The organism is Methanolobus zinderi (genome assembly GCF_013388255.1).
Lineage (GTDB): Archaea > Halobacteriota > Methanosarcinia > Methanosarcinales > Methanosarcinaceae > Methanolobus > Methanolobus zinderi.
Window position 1 is genome coordinate 620,167 of the sequence record NZ_CP058215.1, and the last position, 20,161, is coordinate 640,327.

Annotated in this window: 17 protein-coding genes; 8 read left to right on the forward strand and 9 right to left on the reverse strand. The window is 45.2% G+C overall.

What is annotated here, in order from left to right:
* Window positions 1-3: 3 nt before the first annotated feature.
* The gene (locus HWN40_RS03175) at window positions 4-1,200 is read right to left on the reverse strand and encodes an ammonium transporter (RefSeq protein WP_176964397.1); all 1,197 of its coding nucleotides are present in this window, start codon (window positions 1,198-1,200) and stop codon (window positions 4-6) included.
* Window positions 1,201-1,639: 439 nt separating this feature from the next.
* On the opposite strand from HWN40_RS03175, the gene HWN40_RS03180 reads away from it, so the two are divergent.
* Both HWN40_RS03180 and purB read left to right on the forward strand, forming a co-directional pair.
* Window positions 1,640-2,197, forward strand: coding sequence for a hypothetical protein (locus HWN40_RS03180; protein WP_176964398.1), 558 nt, complete (start codon window positions 1,640-1,642; stop codon window positions 2,195-2,197).
* 152 nt (window positions 2,198-2,349) lie between these two features.
* On the forward strand, window positions 2,350-3,687 hold the full coding sequence (gene purB / locus HWN40_RS03185) for an adenylosuccinate lyase (protein WP_176964399.1): 1,338 nt from the start codon (window positions 2,350-2,352) through the stop codon (window positions 3,685-3,687).
* Between the two features lie 106 nt (window positions 3,688-3,793).
* Here purB and HWN40_RS03190 read toward each other — a convergent pair whose 3' ends face one another.
* On the reverse strand, window positions 3,794-4,285 hold the full coding sequence (locus HWN40_RS03190; protein WP_176964400.1) for a rubrerythrin family protein: 492 nt from the start codon (window positions 4,283-4,285) through the stop codon (window positions 3,794-3,796).
* A 152-nt stretch (window positions 4,286-4,437) separates the two neighbouring features.
* Window positions 4,438-4,788 (reverse strand): DUF2173 family protein, encoded by a 351-nt coding sequence (locus HWN40_RS03195; protein WP_176964401.1) that lies wholly within the window; start codon window positions 4,786-4,788, stop codon window positions 4,438-4,440.
* A gap of 242 nt (window positions 4,789-5,030) precedes the next feature.
* Here HWN40_RS03195 and HWN40_RS03200 point away from each other — a divergent pair, with 242 nt between their 5' ends.
* Both HWN40_RS03200 and HWN40_RS13615 read left to right on the forward strand, forming a co-directional pair.
* On the forward strand, window positions 5,031-5,321 hold the full coding sequence (locus HWN40_RS03200) for a nucleotidyltransferase family protein (protein WP_246275963.1): 291 nt from the start codon (window positions 5,031-5,033) through the stop codon (window positions 5,319-5,321).
* Window positions 5,318-5,449 carry a ribonuclease HepT family protein gene (locus HWN40_RS13615; RefSeq protein ID WP_281361375.1) on the forward strand — a complete coding sequence of 44 codons (132 nt, stop codon included), beginning with the start codon at window positions 5,318-5,320 and terminating at the stop codon, window positions 5,447-5,449. Before HWN40_RS03200 ends, HWN40_RS13615 begins: the two co-directional genes overlap by 4 nt.
* 54 nt (window positions 5,450-5,503) lie before the next feature.
* On the opposite strand, the gene uvrA is transcribed toward HWN40_RS13615, so the two are convergent.
* A complete protein-coding gene (uvrA, locus tag HWN40_RS03205; RefSeq protein ID WP_176966255.1) occupies window positions 5,504-8,335 on the reverse strand; it encodes an excinuclease ABC subunit UvrA in 2,832 nt (943 codons plus the stop codon).
* A gap of 262 nt (window positions 8,336-8,597) precedes the next feature.
* On the opposite strand from uvrA, the gene htpX reads away from it, so the two are divergent.
* A complete protein-coding gene (gene htpX, locus HWN40_RS03210; protein WP_176964403.1) occupies window positions 8,598-9,479 on the forward strand; it encodes a zinc metalloprotease HtpX in 882 nt (293 codons plus the stop codon).
* On the forward strand, window positions 9,479-10,051 hold the full coding sequence (gene pspAB, locus HWN40_RS03215) for a PspA-associated protein PspAB (protein ID WP_176964404.1): 573 nt from the start codon (window positions 9,479-9,481) through the stop codon (window positions 10,049-10,051). The genes htpX and pspAB overlap by 1 nt, the downstream gene beginning before the upstream one ends.
* 29 nt (window positions 10,052-10,080) lie before the next feature.
* On the opposite strand, the gene pspAA is transcribed toward pspAB, so the two are convergent.
* The 4 genes from pspAA to HWN40_RS03235 form a co-directional block, all read right to left on the reverse strand.
* The gene (gene pspAA / locus HWN40_RS03220) at window positions 10,081-10,359 is read right to left on the reverse strand and encodes a PspA-associated protein PspAA (protein ID WP_176964405.1); all 279 of its coding nucleotides are present in this window, start codon (window positions 10,357-10,359) and stop codon (window positions 10,081-10,083) included.
* Window positions 10,356-11,054, reverse strand: a complete 699-nt coding sequence (locus HWN40_RS03225; protein ID WP_176964406.1) for a PspA/IM30 family protein — start codon at window positions 11,052-11,054, stop codon at window positions 10,356-10,358. Before HWN40_RS03225 ends, pspAA begins: the two co-directional genes overlap by 4 nt.
* A 226-nt stretch (window positions 11,055-11,280) precedes the next feature.
* Window positions 11,281-14,949 (reverse strand): lectin-like domain-containing protein, encoded by a 3,669-nt coding sequence (locus HWN40_RS03230; protein ID WP_343044096.1) that lies wholly within the window; start codon window positions 14,947-14,949, stop codon window positions 11,281-11,283.
* Window positions 14,868-15,806, reverse strand: coding sequence for an IS5 family transposase (locus HWN40_RS03235; RefSeq protein WP_176964408.1), 939 nt, complete (start codon window positions 15,804-15,806; stop codon window positions 14,868-14,870). Before HWN40_RS03235 ends, HWN40_RS03230 begins: the two co-directional genes overlap by 82 nt.
* 380 nt (window positions 15,807-16,186) lie before the next feature.
* On the opposite strand from HWN40_RS03235, the gene HWN40_RS03240 reads away from it, so the two are divergent.
* Together HWN40_RS03240 and HWN40_RS03245 are read left to right on the forward strand one after the other, a co-directional pair.
* Window positions 16,187-16,681, forward strand: a complete 495-nt coding sequence (locus tag HWN40_RS03240) for a flavodoxin family protein (protein WP_176964409.1) — start codon at window positions 16,187-16,189, stop codon at window positions 16,679-16,681.
* Window positions 16,682-16,751: 70 nt separating this feature from the next.
* Entirely contained in the window at window positions 16,752-16,946 is a 195-nt protein-coding gene (locus HWN40_RS03245) for a hypothetical protein (RefSeq protein ID WP_176964410.1), read from the forward strand.
* 63 nt (window positions 16,947-17,009) lie between these two features.
* Here HWN40_RS03245 and HWN40_RS03250 read toward each other — a convergent pair whose 3' ends face one another.
* The gene (locus HWN40_RS03250) at window positions 17,010-20,057 is read right to left on the reverse strand and encodes an FAD-binding and (Fe-S)-binding domain-containing protein (protein WP_176964411.1); all 3,048 of its coding nucleotides are present in this window, start codon (window positions 20,055-20,057) and stop codon (window positions 17,010-17,012) included.
* Window positions 20,058-20,161 lie beyond the last annotated feature (104 nt).

The window sequence follows — 20,161 nt, forward strand, 5'->3', positions numbered from 1 at the left end:
ACCTCAGGCTGTTGTGGATTCTCCATGCTGGGAAATATCCAGTCCTACGTATTCCTCTTCTTCGGTTACACGCAGTCCCATGACCTTGTCAACTATCTTTGCCAGTATGAAGGTCACAACAAATGCGTATATCATGGCAACGGATGCGTCAAGTACCTGTATGAGGAACTGATTTACGTTTCCGTAGATAAGGCCGTCTACTCCTCCTATAGCTGCACTTGCAAAGATACCTGTTGCGATTGCACCCCAGAATCCGCCCATGCCGTGTACAGCCCAGGCATCAAGACTTTCATCAAGACCTCTGCGTTCACGGAACAGTAGTGCACTGAAACAGAGTACTCCTGCAAAACCACCGATAAGTATGGCTGACATGGGTCCGACAAATCCTGATGCAGGGGTTATGGCCACAAGACCTGCAACAGCTCCACTGATCATACCCAGGGAACTTGGCTTACCTTTGATCCAGGCTGCCAGCATCCAGGTTATTGCACCGGCGGCTGCTGATATATTCGTGACCACAAGAGCGTTGACAGCAAGTCCGTCTGCTGCGAGTGCACTTCCTGCATTGAATCCAAACCAACCGAACCACAGCAGTGCCCCACCGAGCAAAGTAGTGGAAATATTCTCCGCTTCCATGCTGTATTTTCCAAAGCCTGCACGGTTTCCGATGACCATTGCCAGGGCAAGGGCACCGAATCCAGAACTGATGTGAACCACGGTTCCTCCTGCAAAGTCAAGGGCACCAAGCTCGCCTGCCCAGCCGCCTCCCCATGCCCAGTGAGCCAGGGGATCATATACGAGAGTTGTCCAGAGTAACCCAAGTACGATGAATGAACTCAGCTTGATACGTCCTGCGACGCCTGATGTCAGAATTGCGAGTGTGACTCCAGCGAACACAAGCTGGAACACCATGAAAAGCATATCCGGTATTCCTTCGCCATCAAGTCCCACACCCTGAAGTCCCAGGAAGTTCAGTCCTCCTATAAATCCTCCGATATCTGTCCCGAATGAAAGCGAATATCCGAAAAGTACCCACTGAATACTTACGATTGCAAAGGCGATAAAAGACATTGCGATCATGGAGATAATGTTCTTCTTGCGTACCATTCCTCCGTAGAAAAGTCCCACACCGGGTGTCATAAGCATTACAAGAGCTGTACAAATAATTATAAAGGCAGTATCTCCTGTGTCAAGGGCCATTTCAGATCACCCGCACACAGTTTCTAACTGCTTTTTTGAAAATCCTGCCAAAATTCGTTTCTTCCATAGTTTTCACCATCTTTTTATCTTATTGGAACGGTTATATGAAACGTCTTTCCTTTTTCCTACTAGCTTATATTTATAATAATCGGTGTTTTTACATTAATATTTACAAGTTAAAATCATACAAACTCTTATAATTTTATTTCATAAGTAGATAACAATGCTTTTAAACCTGAACTGTGACCCTTTTTTTTCTAAAATGGTGGATCCTTAAAGGAGTGAACCGGATGGTCTCTAATAACGATGATACAAAACACAAAAATTGTTAAAATCCCGGGATTAAGATAATTGTTGTAGCGTTTGCAGCGATTCTTTTTGTAATTCTATCTCTTGCTGCAGCTTCAGGTATGGTATATGTTCCAGGACGACAGAACTGATGGGAACGGACGAAGCAGTAGATCTGGGTGTGGAAGTGAACCCTGTGATATTTGATGAGCTTATTGAAGAACAGGGTGTCACATTGAACGATCCGGTCTCAGCTTATACACTCACAAGCAACATTCAATATTCCGATACTTCTCCCATGGACCTGAGCCTTTCAAGCTCCCAGCTCAGTTCGTATCTTCAGGCAACTAATAATGATGGTCCTCTCAAGGACATACAGCTCAAACTCGGAAAAAATAACCAGGCACAGATGTCTGCCTATATAGATCTGAACGAGATGTGTTATAATTTCAGAGGTCCTGTTTATGCTGAAGGTAGTTTTGAAAAGGCAGATGACAGCTCAATTCAGGTGGATATCTCCAGTGCAAAAGTGGGCCTGTTGCCGATACCTGAAAGCAGTACGGTGCAGGGAGAACAGGAGCTTGAAAACCTCATCAACTCGCATCTTGTAAAGATGCCGGGGTTGAATATAGAGACCCTGGAAGTAGAGGCCGGGAATCTGAATTTCAAGGGAGATTTCCCCAGAACAGCAGATGTTGTTGATGTCTGATCTCTTCAGACACCAATCACTTATCTATTTCTTTTTTTTGCTCTCTGACGTTCAAAGCCTATTTATCAGATACGGATAATAGCAAGACTCATTCACTTGATGATAGTATTGTGATTGTGATACTATAGTAATACCATATGGAGATCTTAATAATGGCAATCCATCCAATCGAATATCGTTACGGAACCGAGGAAATGAAGTTTGTCTGGAGTGAGGCGAACAGGCTTGAGAAGATCATGACTGTTGAAGCTGCACTTGCAAAGGCAGAAGCCGATATCGGCCTTATCCCCAAGGAAGCGGCAGACATAATTGAAGCAAGCATTGGCACGGTGGAACTTGAAAGGGTAAATGAGATCGAAAATGAGATTCACCATGATATGATGGCGGTTGTGCTTGCCATTTCTGAGAAATGTGAGGAAGATGCCGGTAAATGGGTGCATTTCGGTGCCACCTCCAACGACATGCTGGATACCGCAACAGGGCTGCAGCTCAAGGAAGCTGTAAAGATAATTGAGGACAGGATGCAGAAGCTTCTGGACGTCTTATTGGTGCAGGCAGACGAACACAAGCACCTGGTCTGTGCCGGAAGAACTCACGGGCAGATCGGTGTCCCGACCACCTACGGTCTGCGTTTTGCCATATGGGCATCCGAGGTCGCACGCCACATCGAGCGTCTGGAACAGCTCAAACCGCGCCTGCTTGTAGGACAGATGAGCGGGGCAGTGGGAACCCAGGCAGCATTCGGCAAGGATGGTATCGAGGTCCAGAAACGTGTAATGGAATATCTCGAGATCGGTTCTGTGGATGTTTCCAATCAGATCATCCAGAGAGATCGCCATGCTGAGTTTGTCATGTGGATGGCCAATACCGTGACAACTCTTGATAAGATAGCTGTAGAAATACGCTCCCTGCAGAGAAGCGAAATCGCAGAAGTTGAGGAGAGCTTTAGAAAGAAGCAGGTGGGATCGTCAACCATGCCACATAAGAGAAACCCTATCAAGTCCGAGCAGATATGCGGGCTTGCAAGGATCGTGCGTGCAATGGTCGAACCGGAACTGTTGAACAATACTCTCTGGGACGAGCGTGACCTGACCAATTCCTCATGTGAAAGGATAGTCTTCCCCGAAGCCTGTGTCCTGACAGACCACATAATCAAGCTGGGTATCGGTGTGATCGAGAATCTCAGGTTCTATCCCGAGAACATCCGTCGCAATCTGGACCTGCTCAGGGGACTGAATATGGGTGAGGCTGTGATGATAGAACTTGCAAAAAGAGGTGTGGGTCGCCAGGAAGCTCATGAGCTCGTACGCTCAAGTGCAATGGAAGCCCATGAATCAGGCAAGCACTTCAAGGAAGTCCTGATGGCAAATCCTGATGTTGCCAATTACCTGAGCGAGGATGATATCGTAAATCTCGTGGACCCTGACAGGTATATCGGCACTGCTGTGGAGCAGGTCGAGATGCTTGTGAAGAAACTAAAAAATAACTGATATCGGGGACTATTTACCCCCGTTTTTCCTTAATTTTATAGAAAAAGTTACCTGTACAGATTTCAGTACAGGAACTGTTTTAGATTTATTTAATGAAACAAAGTTTTCAGTCTACTTTATCGAATTTTGATTCAGGTGCTCCGCATACCGGGCAGTTGCCTTCAGGCTTGCCTTCATGGGTATGTCCGCAAACACTGCACACATAGTAATCGGTCTCTGAATTGCTGCCGATCTCTTCAAGTGCCTTTTCAAACAACCTGGCATGAACTTTCTCGACTTTGTTTGCAACCTCGAAGCTCCAGAGGGCCCTGTTGTCCTCTTCCTTCTTTGCTTCTTCGATGAACTCGGGGTACATCGTCTCAAACTCGTATTTCTCACCGCCGATGGCCTCTTTCAGGTTGTCCATTGTGGTTCCGACCCCACCCATGCGCTGAAGATGGTTGTGGGCATGAACTGTTTCTGCAGCCGCTGCTGCCCTGAAGAGTTTGGCTATCTGAGGATATCCTTCGGAATCAGCTTTTTTAGCAAAAGCCAGATATCTTCTGTTTGCCATCGATTCGCCGGTAAATGCTGCTTCAAGATTATCTTTTGAACTCATTTATAACTCCCCTTAATTAGAGATATTTTCATCTTATTAACTAAGACTATCTCTATTATCTTTAACGCTTGACTTCAGTGCTAAAAAAGACTTACGGGTCTGTTATCCTGAGGCTTTCCAGTCTTATCTGTTGTTCAGCTTATCTGCTGTGTTCAGCATAATCCAAGTGCTTTGATTATCTTCTCAACATCTGCCTTCTCGCTCTCCACAAACACACCCCTGGTGCCTGAAACAATAATTATCCAGTCTCCACCGCTGTACATCCAGTTGTGTTGTGGTACCCAGTTCACCTGATAGAGCTTTGTATAGGCAGTGGCCAGAGCATCAAACATCATGTTCACGGTACCGCAGAACTTTGATGTCATGTCTGCCATCTCTTCCGGCATCTTCATTTCGGACTTATAATCAACGAGTTTGCCTTCCTCACTGAAAATGCCTGCCGCTGCCACGCCTTCAAGTTTCAGGAGTTCATCTAACGATAAATTACACTCTCTTCCTGTCATTTATTTTACCCCGCTGTAATTTATGAGCTTCCCATAGCTCTTATTTTGATAGTGGTGTTTTGATGTATATAATAGGCAACGCATCTATGTTTCTTTAAGATGAGAATAGCATACGCAGGATTCGGATCTGAAGTAATCTTGCAATACAGATTTTTCTGCCTTATTGGATAAGAAAAATAAGGTAGTATGTCTATTTCTTCCTATAACGGAGTTAAACCGGTATGAATTCAGGAATCTCCTATATGGATAAAGACCAATACATCAGGCAACTGGGTGAAATGCTGCCGAAACTACAAAAAAAGTATTCTATCAAGTATCTTGGGGTGTTTGGCTCGTACATACGCAATGAACAAACCCCTCAAAGTGATCTGGATGTACTTGTGGAATTCAGTAAGCCTGTCAGCCTTCTGGAATACGTGAGGTTGGAACTGGAATTATCTGATGCTCTTGGAGTAAGGGTAGATCTTGTATCAAAAACCGCTTTGAAGCCACGGATTGGCAGACATATTCTTGCGGAGGTGGTGGAAGTATGAGCACAAGGGAGGCAGGTGATTATCTGGAAGACATATTCAATTCTATGCTTTCGATACAGGAGTTTACAGATGGCTATTCTTATGACAGGTTCGTTGCGGATAAGAAAAATTACTTTTCCAGCATATGATTGATGAAATGGACTGATATCGCAGCCCACACTCATCATTCAATTTGTAAGGATTCACTTTGCAAGCATTTTTTTCAAGAACTTCCCGGTATAGGAAAAATCGCTTTTTGCAACTCCCTCGGGTGTACCTTCTGCGATAACCTCGCCGCCTTTGTCTCCACCTTCCGGTCCGAGATCGATAATCCAGTCGGCTGTTTTGATCACATCTAGATTATGTTCGATCACAATGACTGTATTTCCACCTTCCACAAGTCTCTGGAGCACTTCAAGGAGTTTCTTGACATCATCAAAATGCAGTCCGGTGGTGGGTTCGTCCAGTATGTAGACGGTCTTACCCGTGGAACGCTTACTCAGCTCTGTTGCCAGTTTCACCCTTTGGGCCTCTCCACCGGAAAGTGTCGTGGACGATTGGCCAAGTTTGATGTAACCCAGACCTACATCGTAGAGAGTTTGCAGTTTGCGGCTGACGGACGGTATGTTCTCGAAGAACTCAAGGGCTTCCTCCACTGTCATGTCCAGCACCTCGGCGATGTTCCTGTCTTTGTAGGTCACTTCCAGGGTCTCACGGTTGTAGCGTTTACCGTGGCAGACCTCACAGGGTACGTAGACATCGGGCAGGAAATGCATTTCAATGGTGATTATTCCGTCACCCTTGCATGCCTCACACCTGCCACCACGGACATTGAAACTGAAACGTCCCGGTTTGTAGCCACGAGTCCGTGACATCTTTGTCTGTGCAAAGAGTTCTCTGATCGGTGTAAAGAGGTTAGTGTAAGTTGCAGGGTTCGACCGCGGTGTTCTTCCAATTGGCGACTGGTCTATGGTTATGACCTTGTCAACATTCTCGAGCCCGTCTATATCCTTATATTTGCCGGGAATCTCCCTTGCACGGTTGAGCTTCTTGGCAAGTACCTTGTTAAGTGTCTCGTTGATAAGTGTACTCTTGCCTGATCCCGATACACCTGTGACACATACAAGTACTCCAAGTGGGAATTGCACATCGATGCCCTTCAGGTTGTTCTCTCTGGCACCGTAGAGCACAAGGCTGTTCTCAGGCTTGCGTCGTTTATCAGGTATTTCAATTGCCAGTTTTCCACTCAGGTACTTTCCCGTAAGTGAAGCAGAATTGGTTTTTATCTCATCCGGGGTACCTTCGGCAACTATATCCCCGCCGTGGATACCGGCTCCGGGTCCCATGTCCACAACATGGTCCGAGCTGCAGATGGTCTCTTCATCGTGTTCCACCACAAGCACGGTATTGCCTATATCCCTGAGATGTTTCAGGGTATTGATGAGTCGCAGATTGTCTCTCTGGTGCAGGCCGATGCTTGGCTCGTCCAGAATATACAGTACACCCATAAGACTTGAGCCGATCTGGGTCGCAAGCCTGATACGTTGTGCCTCGCCTCCTGAAAGTGTTGCAGCCGACCTGCTGAGGCTGAGGTAATCAAGCCCCACATCCATAAGGAAACCAAGTCTTGACTTTATCTCTTTTAGTATGAGGCGTGCAATGGTGTACTCACGCTCATCAAGCTTTGTCTCGGTCAGCTGGAAGAAATGCAGGCTTTCTTCCACGGACATTTTCGTGACTTCGATAATGTTGGAACCGTTGACTCTGACAGCAAGACTTGCGGGCTTCAGCCTGTTTCCATCACATACATGACAGGGCTTTGTGCTGATATACCGTCGCATCCTGTCTTTGCTGCTCTCTGAATCGGTTTTCTCGAAGATCTTTGACAGGTTTGCGATAACTCCCTTGAACCTGCCGGTATGTCTCCACATGCCACCGTTCCTGCCTTTGTGTACGAATGGTATGCGTTTGTCACTGCCGTAGAATATTATTTCCTGTACTTCAGGGTCAAGGTCCTGGAATGGCACATCCATTGAGAATCCCATGTGGTTTGCCAGTGATTCCAGGGATTGCATGTGGTAGCCGTCCTTGCTCTTTCCGCTCCAGGGCTCAACTGCCCCTTCACGCAGTGTAAGGGTCCTATCAGGAACTATCAAGTCCGGATCGAACTCCATAGAAGTTCCGAGTCCGTGACATTCGGGACATGCTCCCTGCGGGCTGTTGAACGAGAATGCGGCAGGTTCCATTTCCTCAAAACCGATGCCACACTCGGAGCATGCAAGATTCTCGCTGAAGGTCAGCTCTTCTCCTTCAAGGACTTGAACTGTCAGGGTACCGCCACTCTTCTCAAGTGCGGCTTCAACGGAGTCAGCAAGTCGCTCCTCGACGCCCTCTTTTATCACTAACCTGTCCACAAGTATCTCTATATTGTGCTTGACATAGCGTTCCAGTTCTATATCCTGTGCTTCCTCAAGTGTGTACACTTCCCCGTCGATGCGTACACGTGTGAAACCCTCTGCCAGCAGGTCAGCAAGCAGCTTCCTGTATTCTCCTTTCCTTTCCCTGACAACAGGTGCAAGCACGTGTATCTTCGTACCCTCGGGAAGTTTCATTATACTGTCGATTATCTGGTCAACGCTCTGAGTCTCGATTATGCGGCCACATTCGGGACAGTGTCTGATACCTATCCTTGCATAGAGCAGCCTGAGATAGTCATAGATCTCGGTAACGGTCCCCACTGTGGATCTCGGGTTCTTACTTGTGGTCTTCTGCTCTATTGATATTGCAGGTGACAGACCTTCGATGTATTCGACATCGGGTTTTTCCATAAGCCCCAGGAACTGCCGGGCATATGCCGAAAGCGATTCCACATATCTTCTCTGCCCTTCGGCGTAGATCGTATCAAAAGCAAGTGACGATTTTCCTGAGCCACTGAGTCCGGTGATCACTATCAGTTTATCACGTGGAAGTGTCAGGTCAAGTTCTTTAAGATTATGTTCCTTCGCGCCTTTTATGATTATATTGCTCAGAGACATGGCTGTATTCTCATAATTCAAAGGTAGATTTTACGGTGTATACTACTAACGTGTTCAGTGAATGATTTTATCAATTGTGATAAAGTCACAAAAAAGTATCCCCATTAACGCTCTCCTAGTATAAATAGTATATTGCTGTGATATGGCTGGTTTCTGCATTTACGGCTTCCTCTTGCTGCAATAAGAAACTATATTTGCTTAAGTTCCTTTAATAAAAGATGAAAGCATACATTAAAGTTAGCATTGTATGAAGGGGTCTCTTATGGTAAAATGGAAACGGGATATTGGACTTGAAGGAAGGATGTTGCTCACGATGTTCCTGCTTGCGGCAGTTTACCTTTTCTTCCTTGCATTCCTCTGGTCTTCAGGTGCCCCGCCTCTGTTCATGCTACTTTTCATAGCTCTGTTCATGGGTATACAGTATTATTACTCCGACAGGCTCGTACTCTGGAGCATGAACGCCAAGGTGGTTTCAGAAGCCGAGGCTCCGAACCTTCACCAGACAATTACCCGCCTGTGTGCCATAGCAGATCTTCCGAAGCCAAAGATCGCAGTTGTCAATACACAGGTCCCGAATGCCTTTGCAACAGGAAAGAGTCCCAGCAGTGCGGTTGTGGCGGTCACCACCGGACTTATGGACAGGCTAAACCAGGGAGAACTGGAGGCGGTACTTGCCCATGAGCTCAGTCATGTCAAGAACAGGGATATGACAATACTTACAATAGCCAGTTTCATCTCGACAATCGCTTTCTACTTCGTGAGATACAGCATATACTTCGGAGGCTATGGAGGCGGAAACAGGAGAGATTCAGGCGGCATAATCGCAGTGTGGCTTGTGTCTATTGCGGTCTGGCTTGTGAGTTTCCTGCTGATACGCGCTCTGTCCCGGTACAGGGAATTTGCTGCTGACCGGGGCTCTGCGATCATAACCGGCACACCCTCAAATCTCACTTCCGCATTGCTGAAGATAAGTGACGTAATGCCGCGCATTCCAAATGATGATCTGCGCAAGGTGGAAGGAATGAATGCCTTCTTCATCATACCGGCAGTATCCGGTTCGATGATGAATCTGCTCTCTACTCACCCGTCCGTCGAGAAGAGGATAGCTGCACTTGAAAAAATTCAGAGGGAGCTTGAACTCTGATGGGCCTGATAGATGTGTTCAATTCCCTGCTTGGCAGGGGCAGTCTTCCTGAAGCCAAAACTGACCGGCTCTTTGCAATATCAACTGCAGTGGTGACAATGGAGTTGGACCTCCGTCTGGAGCCCTCGAGTTCGGCAGGTATATGTTTCAAGCCAATGGAGATGTCAAAGTATGAGACTGCCAGGGATGAGATCGAGGGTCTTTTGAAATACAGTACACAGGAAACAGGTACCTCTTTTCGGCTTGAGAAGGACGAGTACAATTTCCTGTGGGTAATCCTGAAGGATGAGGATTTCGAGGACCTTGTGACCAATATCCATATGGTTTCCCAGACTTTGATAGAACAGGGATTCGGAGAGCAATTGCTCTGCGCTGTCTATCGTTTTGAGAGCAAAGGTCCTGTTTACTGGATTTATAATTTCAAACAGGACGGATACTATCCTTTCGTACCTCTGGAAGGTCACAAAAGGGACAACTCAATGGAAATGAGACTTAAGTCCTTAATGGAAAACGAGCTACCAATTGAAAAAAATGTGGAGAAATGGTATCCCCTCTGGGGAATGCCATTCTGATATCCGGACTTTGATCTGTTTTTGCCTTTTCAGTCCTCGATCAGGCCATCCCCTGTAAAGATCTCCCTTGCTTCTTTAAGTGTCAGGTCATCCGGTGGGACAATGATATCGGATTCCTTGAGTTCGCTATCATCAAGTTTTTTTCCATTGGAGCGGATCATCCCGATGAGCTTTGAGAGCTCAGTTGTATATTCCTCTTCTTTTTCCTTTGCTACCAGATCCACTATTCTGTTATCAATGATGTTAAGTTCGTCCAGGAGGCTGCCAGGAACCTCATACTGTCCTTCCTCAGCAATTCTTATGATCATTTCTTCACCTCTTCCTTGAGTTTAGCAAGTTCCGCATCCACTCCGGTCTGTGCATGCATCTTTGAAAGTTCCCGGTCGATGTCGTCACCGCTGCTTGTCAGGTCATCCAGTGTCCCTGATTCCAGTAGTTCGTCAATGGCAGAGGCACGTGCCTGCATCTCTTCTGTTTTGTTCTCCGCCCTGTCGATAGCCATACCCACATCAGCCATCTCCTCTCCAATACCGGAAACGGATTCGTTGATCTTGACCTGGGCTTCGGCAGATGAGTATCTCGCTTTGATCGTTTCCTTGCGTGTCCTGAACATCTCCACCTTTGTGGATAAGCGTTTCTCGGCCGCAACCAGTTTCTCCTGTTCCTTTTCAAGCTGCGCTATCTGTATGTCAAGATCTTCCACCTGAGTGTTCAGGGCGGCTTTTCTCTCAAGTGCCATTCTTGCAAGATCCTCTCTGTCAGCCTTTATTGCATCCTTTGCCTGGCTGTCGAGCTTGTCGATGCTCTTCTGGAGCTTTGAACGCTGCAGTTGCAATCTCTTCTTCGAGGTTGTGACATCAGCCACTCCCCGTTTGACATTCTGGAGCATCTCTAGTTGTTTCTCATAAGAGTAATCCAGTGTCTCCCTGGGGTCTTCCATACGGTTGACCAGTTTGTTCATCTTCGCTTTGACCACTGTTCCCATTCTGTCGAATAAACCCATATTGTTCCTCCGCGTGATTCTGATTGAATGATTATAGGATTCGCTACCCTATTCTTATCTGTCTGTTGATATTTCTAATTATCCGGTTGTTCTGATGATTTGAAACGCAGTATTATCTTTAAAAGCTGATTTAATATAAACAAAAACAAAGCGGTAAAGTTGACCTAAAAATAAGAAAAGTAAAAAAATGGTCTTATAGACCACTAACACGTGATTTAATCTAAGTTTAAAGCTTATCTCTTCCTCCTTTATTTCTCAGGAAAACAGCTGCAGATGCTGCTAGTGCAAGAACTGCCACTATTCCGAAAGGCATCCCGGTACTATTGTCATCTTCTGAATCTCCTGTATCTTCAGATTCGGCCGCTACATTTCCCTCAACTGTTTTTACTTCATCGCTATCATCAAAGACAACGCTGTCCTCGGATTCACTGCCCGTATTGGCCGCTGTTTCTGTTTCGGAAATCTCCTCTTCTGAGCCGATTCCCAACAGCATCTTCTTAAGATACCATGGCATGCCGTCATCTGTATTTGTGCCCGAAGATACTTGCTCGTAATCACATGTAATTGTGAATGGGGAGAATCCTGAAAGGTTTCTGACAGTAAAGTATGAATATGTTCCATCGTTTCTGGTGAACTCAGGTGTATAAGCTTCCCATGCAGGGTTTGACCAGTGCCTGAGCCTGACAGAACTTTTTACCAGAACCTTTCCGCTACGTTCGTTCAGAACTCTGAACTCGATGTTCCTGTCACTACCGTTGTTTACCAGGGTTTCGTTGTTGAAACTTATGTCAAAGTACTGGTACACGGAATCAGCTGAAAATCCGGAGTCTGTTACGTTGATACTGGATCTGTTGAGGAATTCGATCTTTGTCAGGATACCGGTACTTTCGTTTGTGGTATTGAAAGATATTGCAATAATACTTCCATGAATTCCATCATTATCTGTCCTTGAATCGTCAGTAGTGTTGAAAACCACCTGTGACTCATTGCCTGAAGTTGTTACGTTTGCAGACTGGTTGATGATAAAAGCGATATCATCATTGTTGCTTGCGGAAGAGGATCTTGTTACTGTCCACTCCCATGAAGAGTTGTCTGTTCTTCCAATACTCTGGTTGCTGACGCTGACAGAGATATTGTAGATGCCCATATAGTAGTCATCCTGATTGAAGTACTGGCTGGTATTGATGTTACAGTATGAGCTGTTGGATGAATCATCTGTGCTGGCATCAGTCGTCACTCCTGCACCATTTAACGGAGTGCCGTCAATGAACCATTCAAAGCTTGAGAGCAGTGTGCTGCTTATGCTGAAGTTAATCTCGTCCCCATAGAGTGATATCTGCTCCGCATCCTCAGGTGTTAATGTGTACTCAGGTTCCGGTGCGGCTCTTATGTTCATCAGAGAGGATGAGCTTCCGTTTGTGTTTGTTACAGTAAGGTTCACCGTGAAATTGCCGGAATCAAATATGTGAACCGGATTCTGGTCTGCGGATGTATTTCCGTCCCCGAAGTCCCATGACCAGCTTTCAACAAGTCCGGATGAATTATCGGTGAAGTTGACTGCAAGTGGTTCCGTTCCTCTTGTAACATTGGCTGAGAAATCTGCTATAGGCACGATTGCAACATTGATTAGATTGTCACCTGTGCTATTGACATTACCTGCAATATCTGTGAAAGTACAGTTGAAATCGATTGAGCTTACAAGTGTTCCGGAGTCACTGGCAGGAATGGAAATATTCCAGGAATAGTTACCTGAGTTTTCATCCATCTGGTGCTCCTGACCATCCACCGTTATGTTTGCAAAGCTTATGCCGGCATTGTCAGTTACGTTCAACTCGATTGTGATATTGTCACCGGTATCTGCACTGACCGGCTTCTGTATCCAGCTATACGCCGGAGCTTCATTATCCAGCTTGAACACATTGGAAACGGAATGGATAGTATTACTGGCATTGTCAACAGCTCTGACGTGAAGATACCAGTCACCGCTGACGCTGTCATTTGTAAGGGTATCGCCACTGTTAAACGATGTCCATGAGCTGACCGAAGTCTCATCAACTGACTGGGTCCATGCAAATCCAAGTTCCTGAAGACCTGATACTGTATCGCTTGCACTTACTGTGGTACTATGGCTGGTGGCATATGTACTGCTGCCATTTGTACCAAAGCTGACAGAAGGATTCTCAGTATCGATCTTTGTGACATCGAATGCTGTGATATTCGTGTTTCCTGCAGCATCTTTTGCATACACAGTGTAGCTTCCATTGTTAGCTACAGTGAATGTGTGTGGGTCATTAGTTTCATTACCTGATGAACTAAAGTAAGCTGCATCCTGTACTCCGGCAGCCCATTTGACCTGTACTGAAGTAAGATCAGTGATATTTACGTCGATAGTTGCACTGGTGTTCTGCCAGTCGACTGGATTCCCTGATATCTCGATTACAGGCTTTGTAGAATCTATTGTAAAAGTAACATCTCTTGCTGAGGAGTTATCCATTGTGTCATTAGCGTAAACACGGAACATTGCGTTGTCTGTATTATCTTCGGGTAATGTGAATGAGCTGCTGTTTGTATTCAGCAGATTCTCGATCTTTGTCCACGTGCTGTTAAAGAACCAGAGATCATATTTTACAGCATCATTCTCCGGGTCTGTTGATGTTCCCCACTCCACTGTAAGTGTCTCTCCGCCATTAAGTATCTGGTTCTCTGTAGGTGTAGTGAATTCTCCAGGAGTTGAAGGTGCCTCGTTTGCGGTTTTAAGAAGATATTCCTCGTATGCTCCGCCTTCAGCTGTAGCCTTTATTGTGATAGTGGTTATGTCTTCTCCAGAATACGAGAATGCTGCTGTGAAATTACCTTCGGCATCAGTGCTGCCTGATGTATTTGAATCAAATGTACCGTTGGTTGCTGAGAATGAGACCGGCCAGTCAGATACTGTATTACCATTAGCGTCTTTCACAGTTGCTGTTACATTACATGCTGTGGTATAGTTGGTGGGATTTGATGTAAGGATTACCTGTGTTGGTGCTTCATTGTAAGAATAAGTGTTTATGTCTATAGGATCATATGTGTTAGTGAAATGCCAGGAAAGAATATCATGGTTTTCCCAAGCGCCACCTGTAGCTGCTGTGAAACCAATATATGCCTCTTCATAGCCTATGATTTCGCGAAGTGTCTGTCCTTGTTCTTCAAAATTATGAATTAACTGAGGATTGTCTGGTCTTGTATTTGTGGTGTTGATTCTTACTTCAATACTGTTAGTACTTGAATTATAGTCTATCCAAGTATGCTTTACATCATCGCTCCTTAAATTGATTTTATTAGGGTCTAGATCTGTTATGCTCAAAGAAGTTATATTTCCATTAATATTTACTCCTATATGGTTGCCTGCAGCGTCCGAGCTTGACCCTGACTCTACAGGTGAATTATCATAAGTATCGAATTCAACACCAATACTATTATTAATGTATTCATATCCAAGCCCCGATCCTCTACTACTTTTGTCATTTGAATTCGGCTGAATAACAAAAACTAGACCATCGGCTCCTTTGAGAGGATAGTTACCTCCAAGATTACTAATCTTGAACGTAAAATATGTACTGAATGAACTATCGTTTCCGATAGAGACTTTGTCCTTAAGGAACGCACTTCCATGCTGATCTACTAGGCTTGGAGTCAAGCGTAATGTATTGCTATTATACTGAGTTGCATTTCCATTCAATTGAAATCGCGAAACATCGGAAAAGTTTTCGTATATTGCTGTGATTGTTTTATTCTCCACAGCTTCTGCTGTTGGTATTGTGAGACTTAACGCAATTAAAAGTCCCAGTAAAAAAACAATTGTTTTTTTGGCTCTGTAGAAATCCTCATCTGAATCACATAGACAACCTTGGCACACCTGCCAAGGTTGTGCACTATTAGTTTCATTTTAATCTCTTTAACCTGATTCCAGTACTTCCTGGCCTTGATTTCTTCACCATATTTCCTTTTGAGCACTGAGAACGTAGTTTCAACAAGGTTTCTATTATGGTAGAGTTTTTCATCGAACTCTTGTATCATTTTCCTGCGGAACTTACCTTTTATTCTTTTTCTCTTCCTGTGTCTTAAAGGGATAATAGCAATTGCTTGTAGTTGTTCTCTTGTTAGTGAATGTATGGCTTCTGAATCGTATCCTTTATCCATTAGATAGTATTTTGATCTTCGAGTTCTATGGCATTGCTTCAGCAATGCCTTTGCATGTTTTGTATCATGAACAGGTTTACCTGATATCTTAAAACCAGTAACTAGCAACTTATCAGTATCAACAGATATACTTACTTTAAGAAATGATCTACGTTTTTTCCTTGTTCTGAGTGAATAATAGTAGCTACAATAACCACTTGTAAACCCGCTTGAATCAATAGCAGTAACTTCTATTCTTTCTCCATGTGAGTAGAACAGATCAAGTGTTTGCTTTAATAATCCATTGAAATAAACAGATTTAATTCTTCTAACAAACTTATGAAGTGTAGTATAATGTGGAACTTGTTTTAATCCAATTCTGGACTTAACTGGATTCATCAATTGAATAAGTTCTACAATACTTCTATAATCCGTTTTCAAATACTCCTTCAGCAAAACCAAAGCCATTAGCTGGTGTTGCGTATACTTCCTCTTGGAATACTTACAACTGTATATCTCCAAATGCGAGTTTCCTGATGCAGCTAAAGCTGCATCAACAAACTTTAAGTACTTATTAGACAAAACACTAAACATCCCCTTTGTGTTTTCGCTAGCAAGTTAACACTTTGGGGTTTTATCCTTTTTAAACGATTACTGTCTAAATTAAATAGGAAATAGGTTTTCTACAGAGCCGTTTTTTTGTGTTTTCCCAAAATGATCTCTCCTTCGTGTACTAGATGAAAATAAATAGTTGATAATTTAATTTTGGAACTAATATATTATTTAAAAGATGCATTTTAGATTCATATATGTTATGTGATAATCAGTAGCATGCTAGCAAAAAATTGGTGGTATTTATAAATTTATTTCAGGTCATTTTATTGTATCTCTTCCCAAAAACTACATTTTCCTGACGCTTATCTATATAAATCTATAGCAGATACACTAATTATCAAAAAAGCAGAGGTATTCAGATGAAGACGCTAGTAACCTACATGACCCAGACCGGAAACACAAAGAAGATCGCAGAAGCCATTTATGACGAACTTGAAGGGGAAAAGGAGATCAAACCCATAGCAGAGGTATCAGATCTTGAAGGATACGATCTTGCGTTCATAGGTTTTCCTGTGATGCAGTTCGATATTCCGCCCAAGGTAAAGACCTTCTTATCAGAGAAAACAGCAGGCAAGAATATCGCCATATTCATGACACATGCAGTCCCCGAAGGCTTTGAGGCAATCCACTCATGGACAGGTTCAGCCGAGCAGGCAGCCGCCGGTGCCAACGTCCTCGGTAAATTCGACTGTCAGGGAGAACTCGCCCAGCCTGTGATCGACATGCTCCTGCAGGCAGATGACCCCGAGATGAAGAAGTTCGGAGAGATGGGTCCGGCCACAAAGGGACAGCCTGACGAAAGCCGTGTGCAGAAGGCAAAGGAATTTGCAAAGGAAGTACAATCCAAACTATAGAGCATGTGATACGGCTCTGTTTGGAAAACATTAAGGTGTATCAGGAAGTATACTAATAACGGAGGTCATTATGGCAGATAAGAAAAAGGCACCTGTTTTCTGTGAGAACTATTGCATCATCTGCAAGGGAGCACGCTCCGGGAACAGCCTGTGCAAGTCATTGCAGAACCTTGAGCTGAAGATCATGGGAAAGAATGGCTGTTTATGGGGTAAGGCAAGGACAGAATATTACGGTGTAACGCCTGATAAGCCGATTCCAAAGTAGATTATTTTAAAAAATAAAATAAGAAAATAAAGGCCAAATGGCCTTTTCCTTCTCTTTTTGTTCTCAGTTTGCCTTGATATACTCGATCATCTTCGGAGTTAGCAGTGGTGCTATCTGCGGAAGCATGTTCGGCATCAGATTCTCCATTGCCGACGGCATAAGATCCGGCATCTGCTCCTTCATGTGATCGGGCATGGGTACTCTCTTCTCGACAGCCACAAGCATCTTGGGCATCACCTTTGGCATAAGGGATGGCATAAGAAGTGGCATCATCCTTGGCATCATTGGTTTCATGAGGGCATCCATTCCCGGTACGTATTTTACCGTCTTCATCATGGTCTGCATGTATGAAGGCATGGCATCGATCATGTCAGGCAGAAGTTCCACCATCATCTCGGTCATGTTCTCGGGTTCCATGAGCTCGATCATCTTGTCGAAGGTCGCCCAGGCAACAAGTGCATCGTTTGTGGAATCCGGTATGTCGTAACCAAGACTGCGGGCTGCAAGCGCACCAAGGTCCTGTATCTCCATATTGACATTATTCTCCTGTGCAGCCACCCTGAACTGAACAACACAGCAAGGACAAAGTGCGGCCATGATGTCAGCATCCTGATCCTCGGCTTCCTTAAGACGTACGTTACCAATTTTGCTGGCAACATCAGGCTCATCTATAAGCGTGACCACGGAACCACAGCAGAGCGCTTTCTCACGGTTGTGCTCCATTTCCTTGAACTTTATACCGGGAATCGCCTTGAGTAGTTCACGTGGTGCATCATATATTCCCGCACCGGCCCTGCCAATGTGGCATGAATCGTGCCATGCAACAGTCTTGTTCAGTGGTACCTTGAACTTGGGTTTGAGCACATCCAGCTTATCCATGAGGACTTCGGAATAATGCTTTGCTTCGATGTCAAAGTCCATACCGAGTTTCTCCGCCCACTGCGGGTAGATGGTCCTCCACATAAGCAGGCAGGCGGGACATGATGTAACAACCGTCTTGGCACCTGCTTTCTGCATGTTGGCAATGTTCATTTTCAGTATTCTCTCAAAGACATCCCATTTTCCTGCAACCAGCATGGGTATACCACAGCAGGCTTCCTTGTCTCCGAGATACGTGAAATCTATACCTGCATCATCAAGCAGCCTGACTGTTCCCACGGCAACGTCCTTCTCAACAAAGGATGCGGTACATCCTGCGAAATAGGCGATATCAGCCTTGTCCTTGATTTTTGCCCGGATGTCATCCGGCATCCACTTGTCCCTGTCAGTTCTGTAGCTGGCCCAGATATTCCTCTGATTATCAAGACTCTGTGCCATAATTTCAAAGGGTGGGATGGTCATCATGCCTCTCTTCTGGACAAGATTCTCCCTGAGAGTCATCCATGAGCGCTCGATGGGCAGGTCAAGCTGGCAGTAGTAATCACACATCTCACAGGTGGTACATGCAAGGAAGGTATCGGCCTGTTCCTGGTCAAGGTCCATCCTTCCGGCAAAGTATTCCTTGAGGAAGAACCACTTGCCTCTTGGTGACTGGGATTCCCAGCCCCTGCCGTAGTACTGGTCACATTCGTTGACACAGTATCCGCACTGTGCACAGGTGTATGCATGTGATACGATATCACCGGGAATGCCTTTTGTCTCGCTGAATTCCTGTTTGTCCACCCCGGACATATTGCCCACCGCACGTGCCATTGGCTCAAATGTCTTTGCAAACGATAGTCCTGTCCTGAGCATCGGCTTGCCCGTGAGTGTCTCCGGGTTCATTATATCATCCGGATCGATCTGCTTCTTGAACTCCTGGATGGCTGGAAGTCGCTTGCCAAAGACGTTCTCTGCCTGTTTCGAGAAGTACAGTCCTGATGAGTAGATTCTTCCACCGTTCTCCTCAGCGATTTTAACAATACTCAGAGCAAGCGGGAATGCAAGATTGTACTTGAATGATTTTTCCGAGTGTGGCATGAAACAGAGCATAACTGCTTCATCACCTTTTGTAACCATGCCTTCCACGAGCACCGGCAGTCCGACCCTGTCACCGATCTCTTTGAACATGGTATCGATCTTGTCCACAGGAACCACAACTTCAGCAGGTATGAACGAGGGTCCGAGCCTCTTGACCTTCATGGACCTGAACCACTCCTCAGTCTCATGTTCTGCGATCTCTTCAGGCAGTACTTTTCCTCCTGCCTCCTCAATGACCTCTTTTAGACCGCTGACATCCCTTGATTCGGGATAGGCGAAATTACAAATATACGATTCAGGAAGCTCCGGCCTGTCTTCCTCAACTGTTTCACCGTAGTGTGTCTTGTATGGTGCACGGTTCTTCATGCCGGCCCACTGGGGATTGATGAATGAGATTGCCCATATGGGTATGTTCTTCTCCCCGGTCTTCCTGATAGCTTCCTTCATGCTGCTTGAATCCGGGAACTCCGCAGAGATCGCGGCGGTCTTTTCATAATCCCTGACCCTGAGGGTTACCTGGGTGATGATACCGGTCGTTCCCATGGTGCCGATTATCTTATTGAGTTCCTCTCCTGAGAAATCCCTTACCTCACCGTTTGGAAGTACCACACGGGCGGATTCCATGGTATCCTGTGACCAGCCATATTCATAACTTCCGTAACCTACGCCGTTCTGGGCAAGCCAGCCACCAACGGTTGCTGAAAGTGCACTTGAAGGTACAGCCTGCACTGCGAGTCCTTCTTCATTGAGCTTTGTTTCCAGGTCGTACCAGACAATGCCTGCACCCACGGTAACAAGATGATTCTCCTTATCGACATCGATTATCTTCCGCATGGGAGTCACGTCTGCGACAATGCCTCCGCGCGTCGGGATAATTCCGCCGTAACCTGAAGATGCACCTGCCCTTGGTACCACGGGAATTCCGTACTTGCGCGCGAAATTCATAAGTTCGACTGCTTTGTCCTCATTGACAACCTTTACAATTGCAGCAGGTTTTGTATTGCCTACCACTTTTTTCACAAGGCCGGGTAACGCGCCTACATCATGTGTGTAGTAGTGTCTTTCCTTTTCACTGAAATTGACCCCTTTCCCGAACATGGACGAAAGCTCTTGCTTTTGTTCATCCTTTAGTTCATAAACCGTATTTGTCATAGTTTCACTCCGATAATTAATATTGTTTTATATCATTATAACAATTCTTGATGACTTATCATTTAATTCAGGATTATATAAAGCCGCTTGAATACTGCGGAATA

Excerpts from the sequence above, each read along its gene's own strand:
- HWN40_RS03175 (WP_176964397.1), bottom strand. The coding sequence starts at position 1,200 with ATGGCCCTTGACACAGGAGATACTGCCTTTATAATTATTTGTACAGCT.
- HWN40_RS03180 (WP_176964398.1), top strand. The coding sequence starts at position 1,640 with ATGGGAACGGACGAAGCAGTAGATCTGGGTGTGGAAGTGAACCCTGTG.
- purB (WP_176964399.1), top strand. The coding sequence starts at position 2,350 with ATGGCAATCCATCCAATCGAATATCGTTACGGAACCGAGGAAATGAAG.
- HWN40_RS03190 (WP_176964400.1), bottom strand. The coding sequence starts at position 4,285 with ATGAGTTCAAAAGATAATCTTGAAGCAGCATTTACCGGCGAATCGATG.
- HWN40_RS03195 (WP_176964401.1), bottom strand. The coding sequence starts at position 4,788 with ATGACAGGAAGAGAGTGTAATTTATCGTTAGATGAACTCCTGAAACTT.
- HWN40_RS03200 (WP_246275963.1), top strand. The coding sequence starts at position 5,031 with ATGGATAAAGACCAATACATCAGGCAACTGGGTGAAATGCTGCCGAAA.
- HWN40_RS13615 (WP_281361375.1), top strand. The coding sequence starts at position 5,318 with ATGAGCACAAGGGAGGCAGGTGATTATCTGGAAGACATATTCAATTCT.
- uvrA (WP_176966255.1), bottom strand. The coding sequence starts at position 8,335 with ATGTCTCTGAGCAATATAATCATAAAAGGCGCGAAGGAACATAATCTT.
- htpX (WP_176964403.1), top strand. The coding sequence starts at position 8,598 with ATGGTAAAATGGAAACGGGATATTGGACTTGAAGGAAGGATGTTGCTC.
- pspAB (WP_176964404.1), top strand. The coding sequence starts at position 9,479 with ATGGGCCTGATAGATGTGTTCAATTCCCTGCTTGGCAGGGGCAGTCTT.
- pspAA (WP_176964405.1), bottom strand. The coding sequence starts at position 10,359 with ATGATCATAAGAATTGCTGAGGAAGGACAGTATGAGGTTCCTGGCAGC.
- HWN40_RS03225 (WP_176964406.1), bottom strand. The coding sequence starts at position 11,054 with ATGGGTTTATTCGACAGAATGGGAACAGTGGTCAAAGCGAAGATGAAC.
- HWN40_RS03235 (WP_176964408.1), bottom strand. The coding sequence starts at position 15,806 with ATGTTTAGTGTTTTGTCTAATAAGTACTTAAAGTTTGTTGATGCAGCT.
- HWN40_RS03240 (WP_176964409.1), top strand. The coding sequence starts at position 16,187 with ATGAAGACGCTAGTAACCTACATGACCCAGACCGGAAACACAAAGAAG.
- HWN40_RS03245 (WP_176964410.1), top strand. The coding sequence starts at position 16,752 with ATGGCAGATAAGAAAAAGGCACCTGTTTTCTGTGAGAACTATTGCATC.
- HWN40_RS03250 (WP_176964411.1), bottom strand. The coding sequence starts at position 20,057 with ATGACAAATACGGTTTATGAACTAAAGGATGAACAAAAGCAAGAGCTT.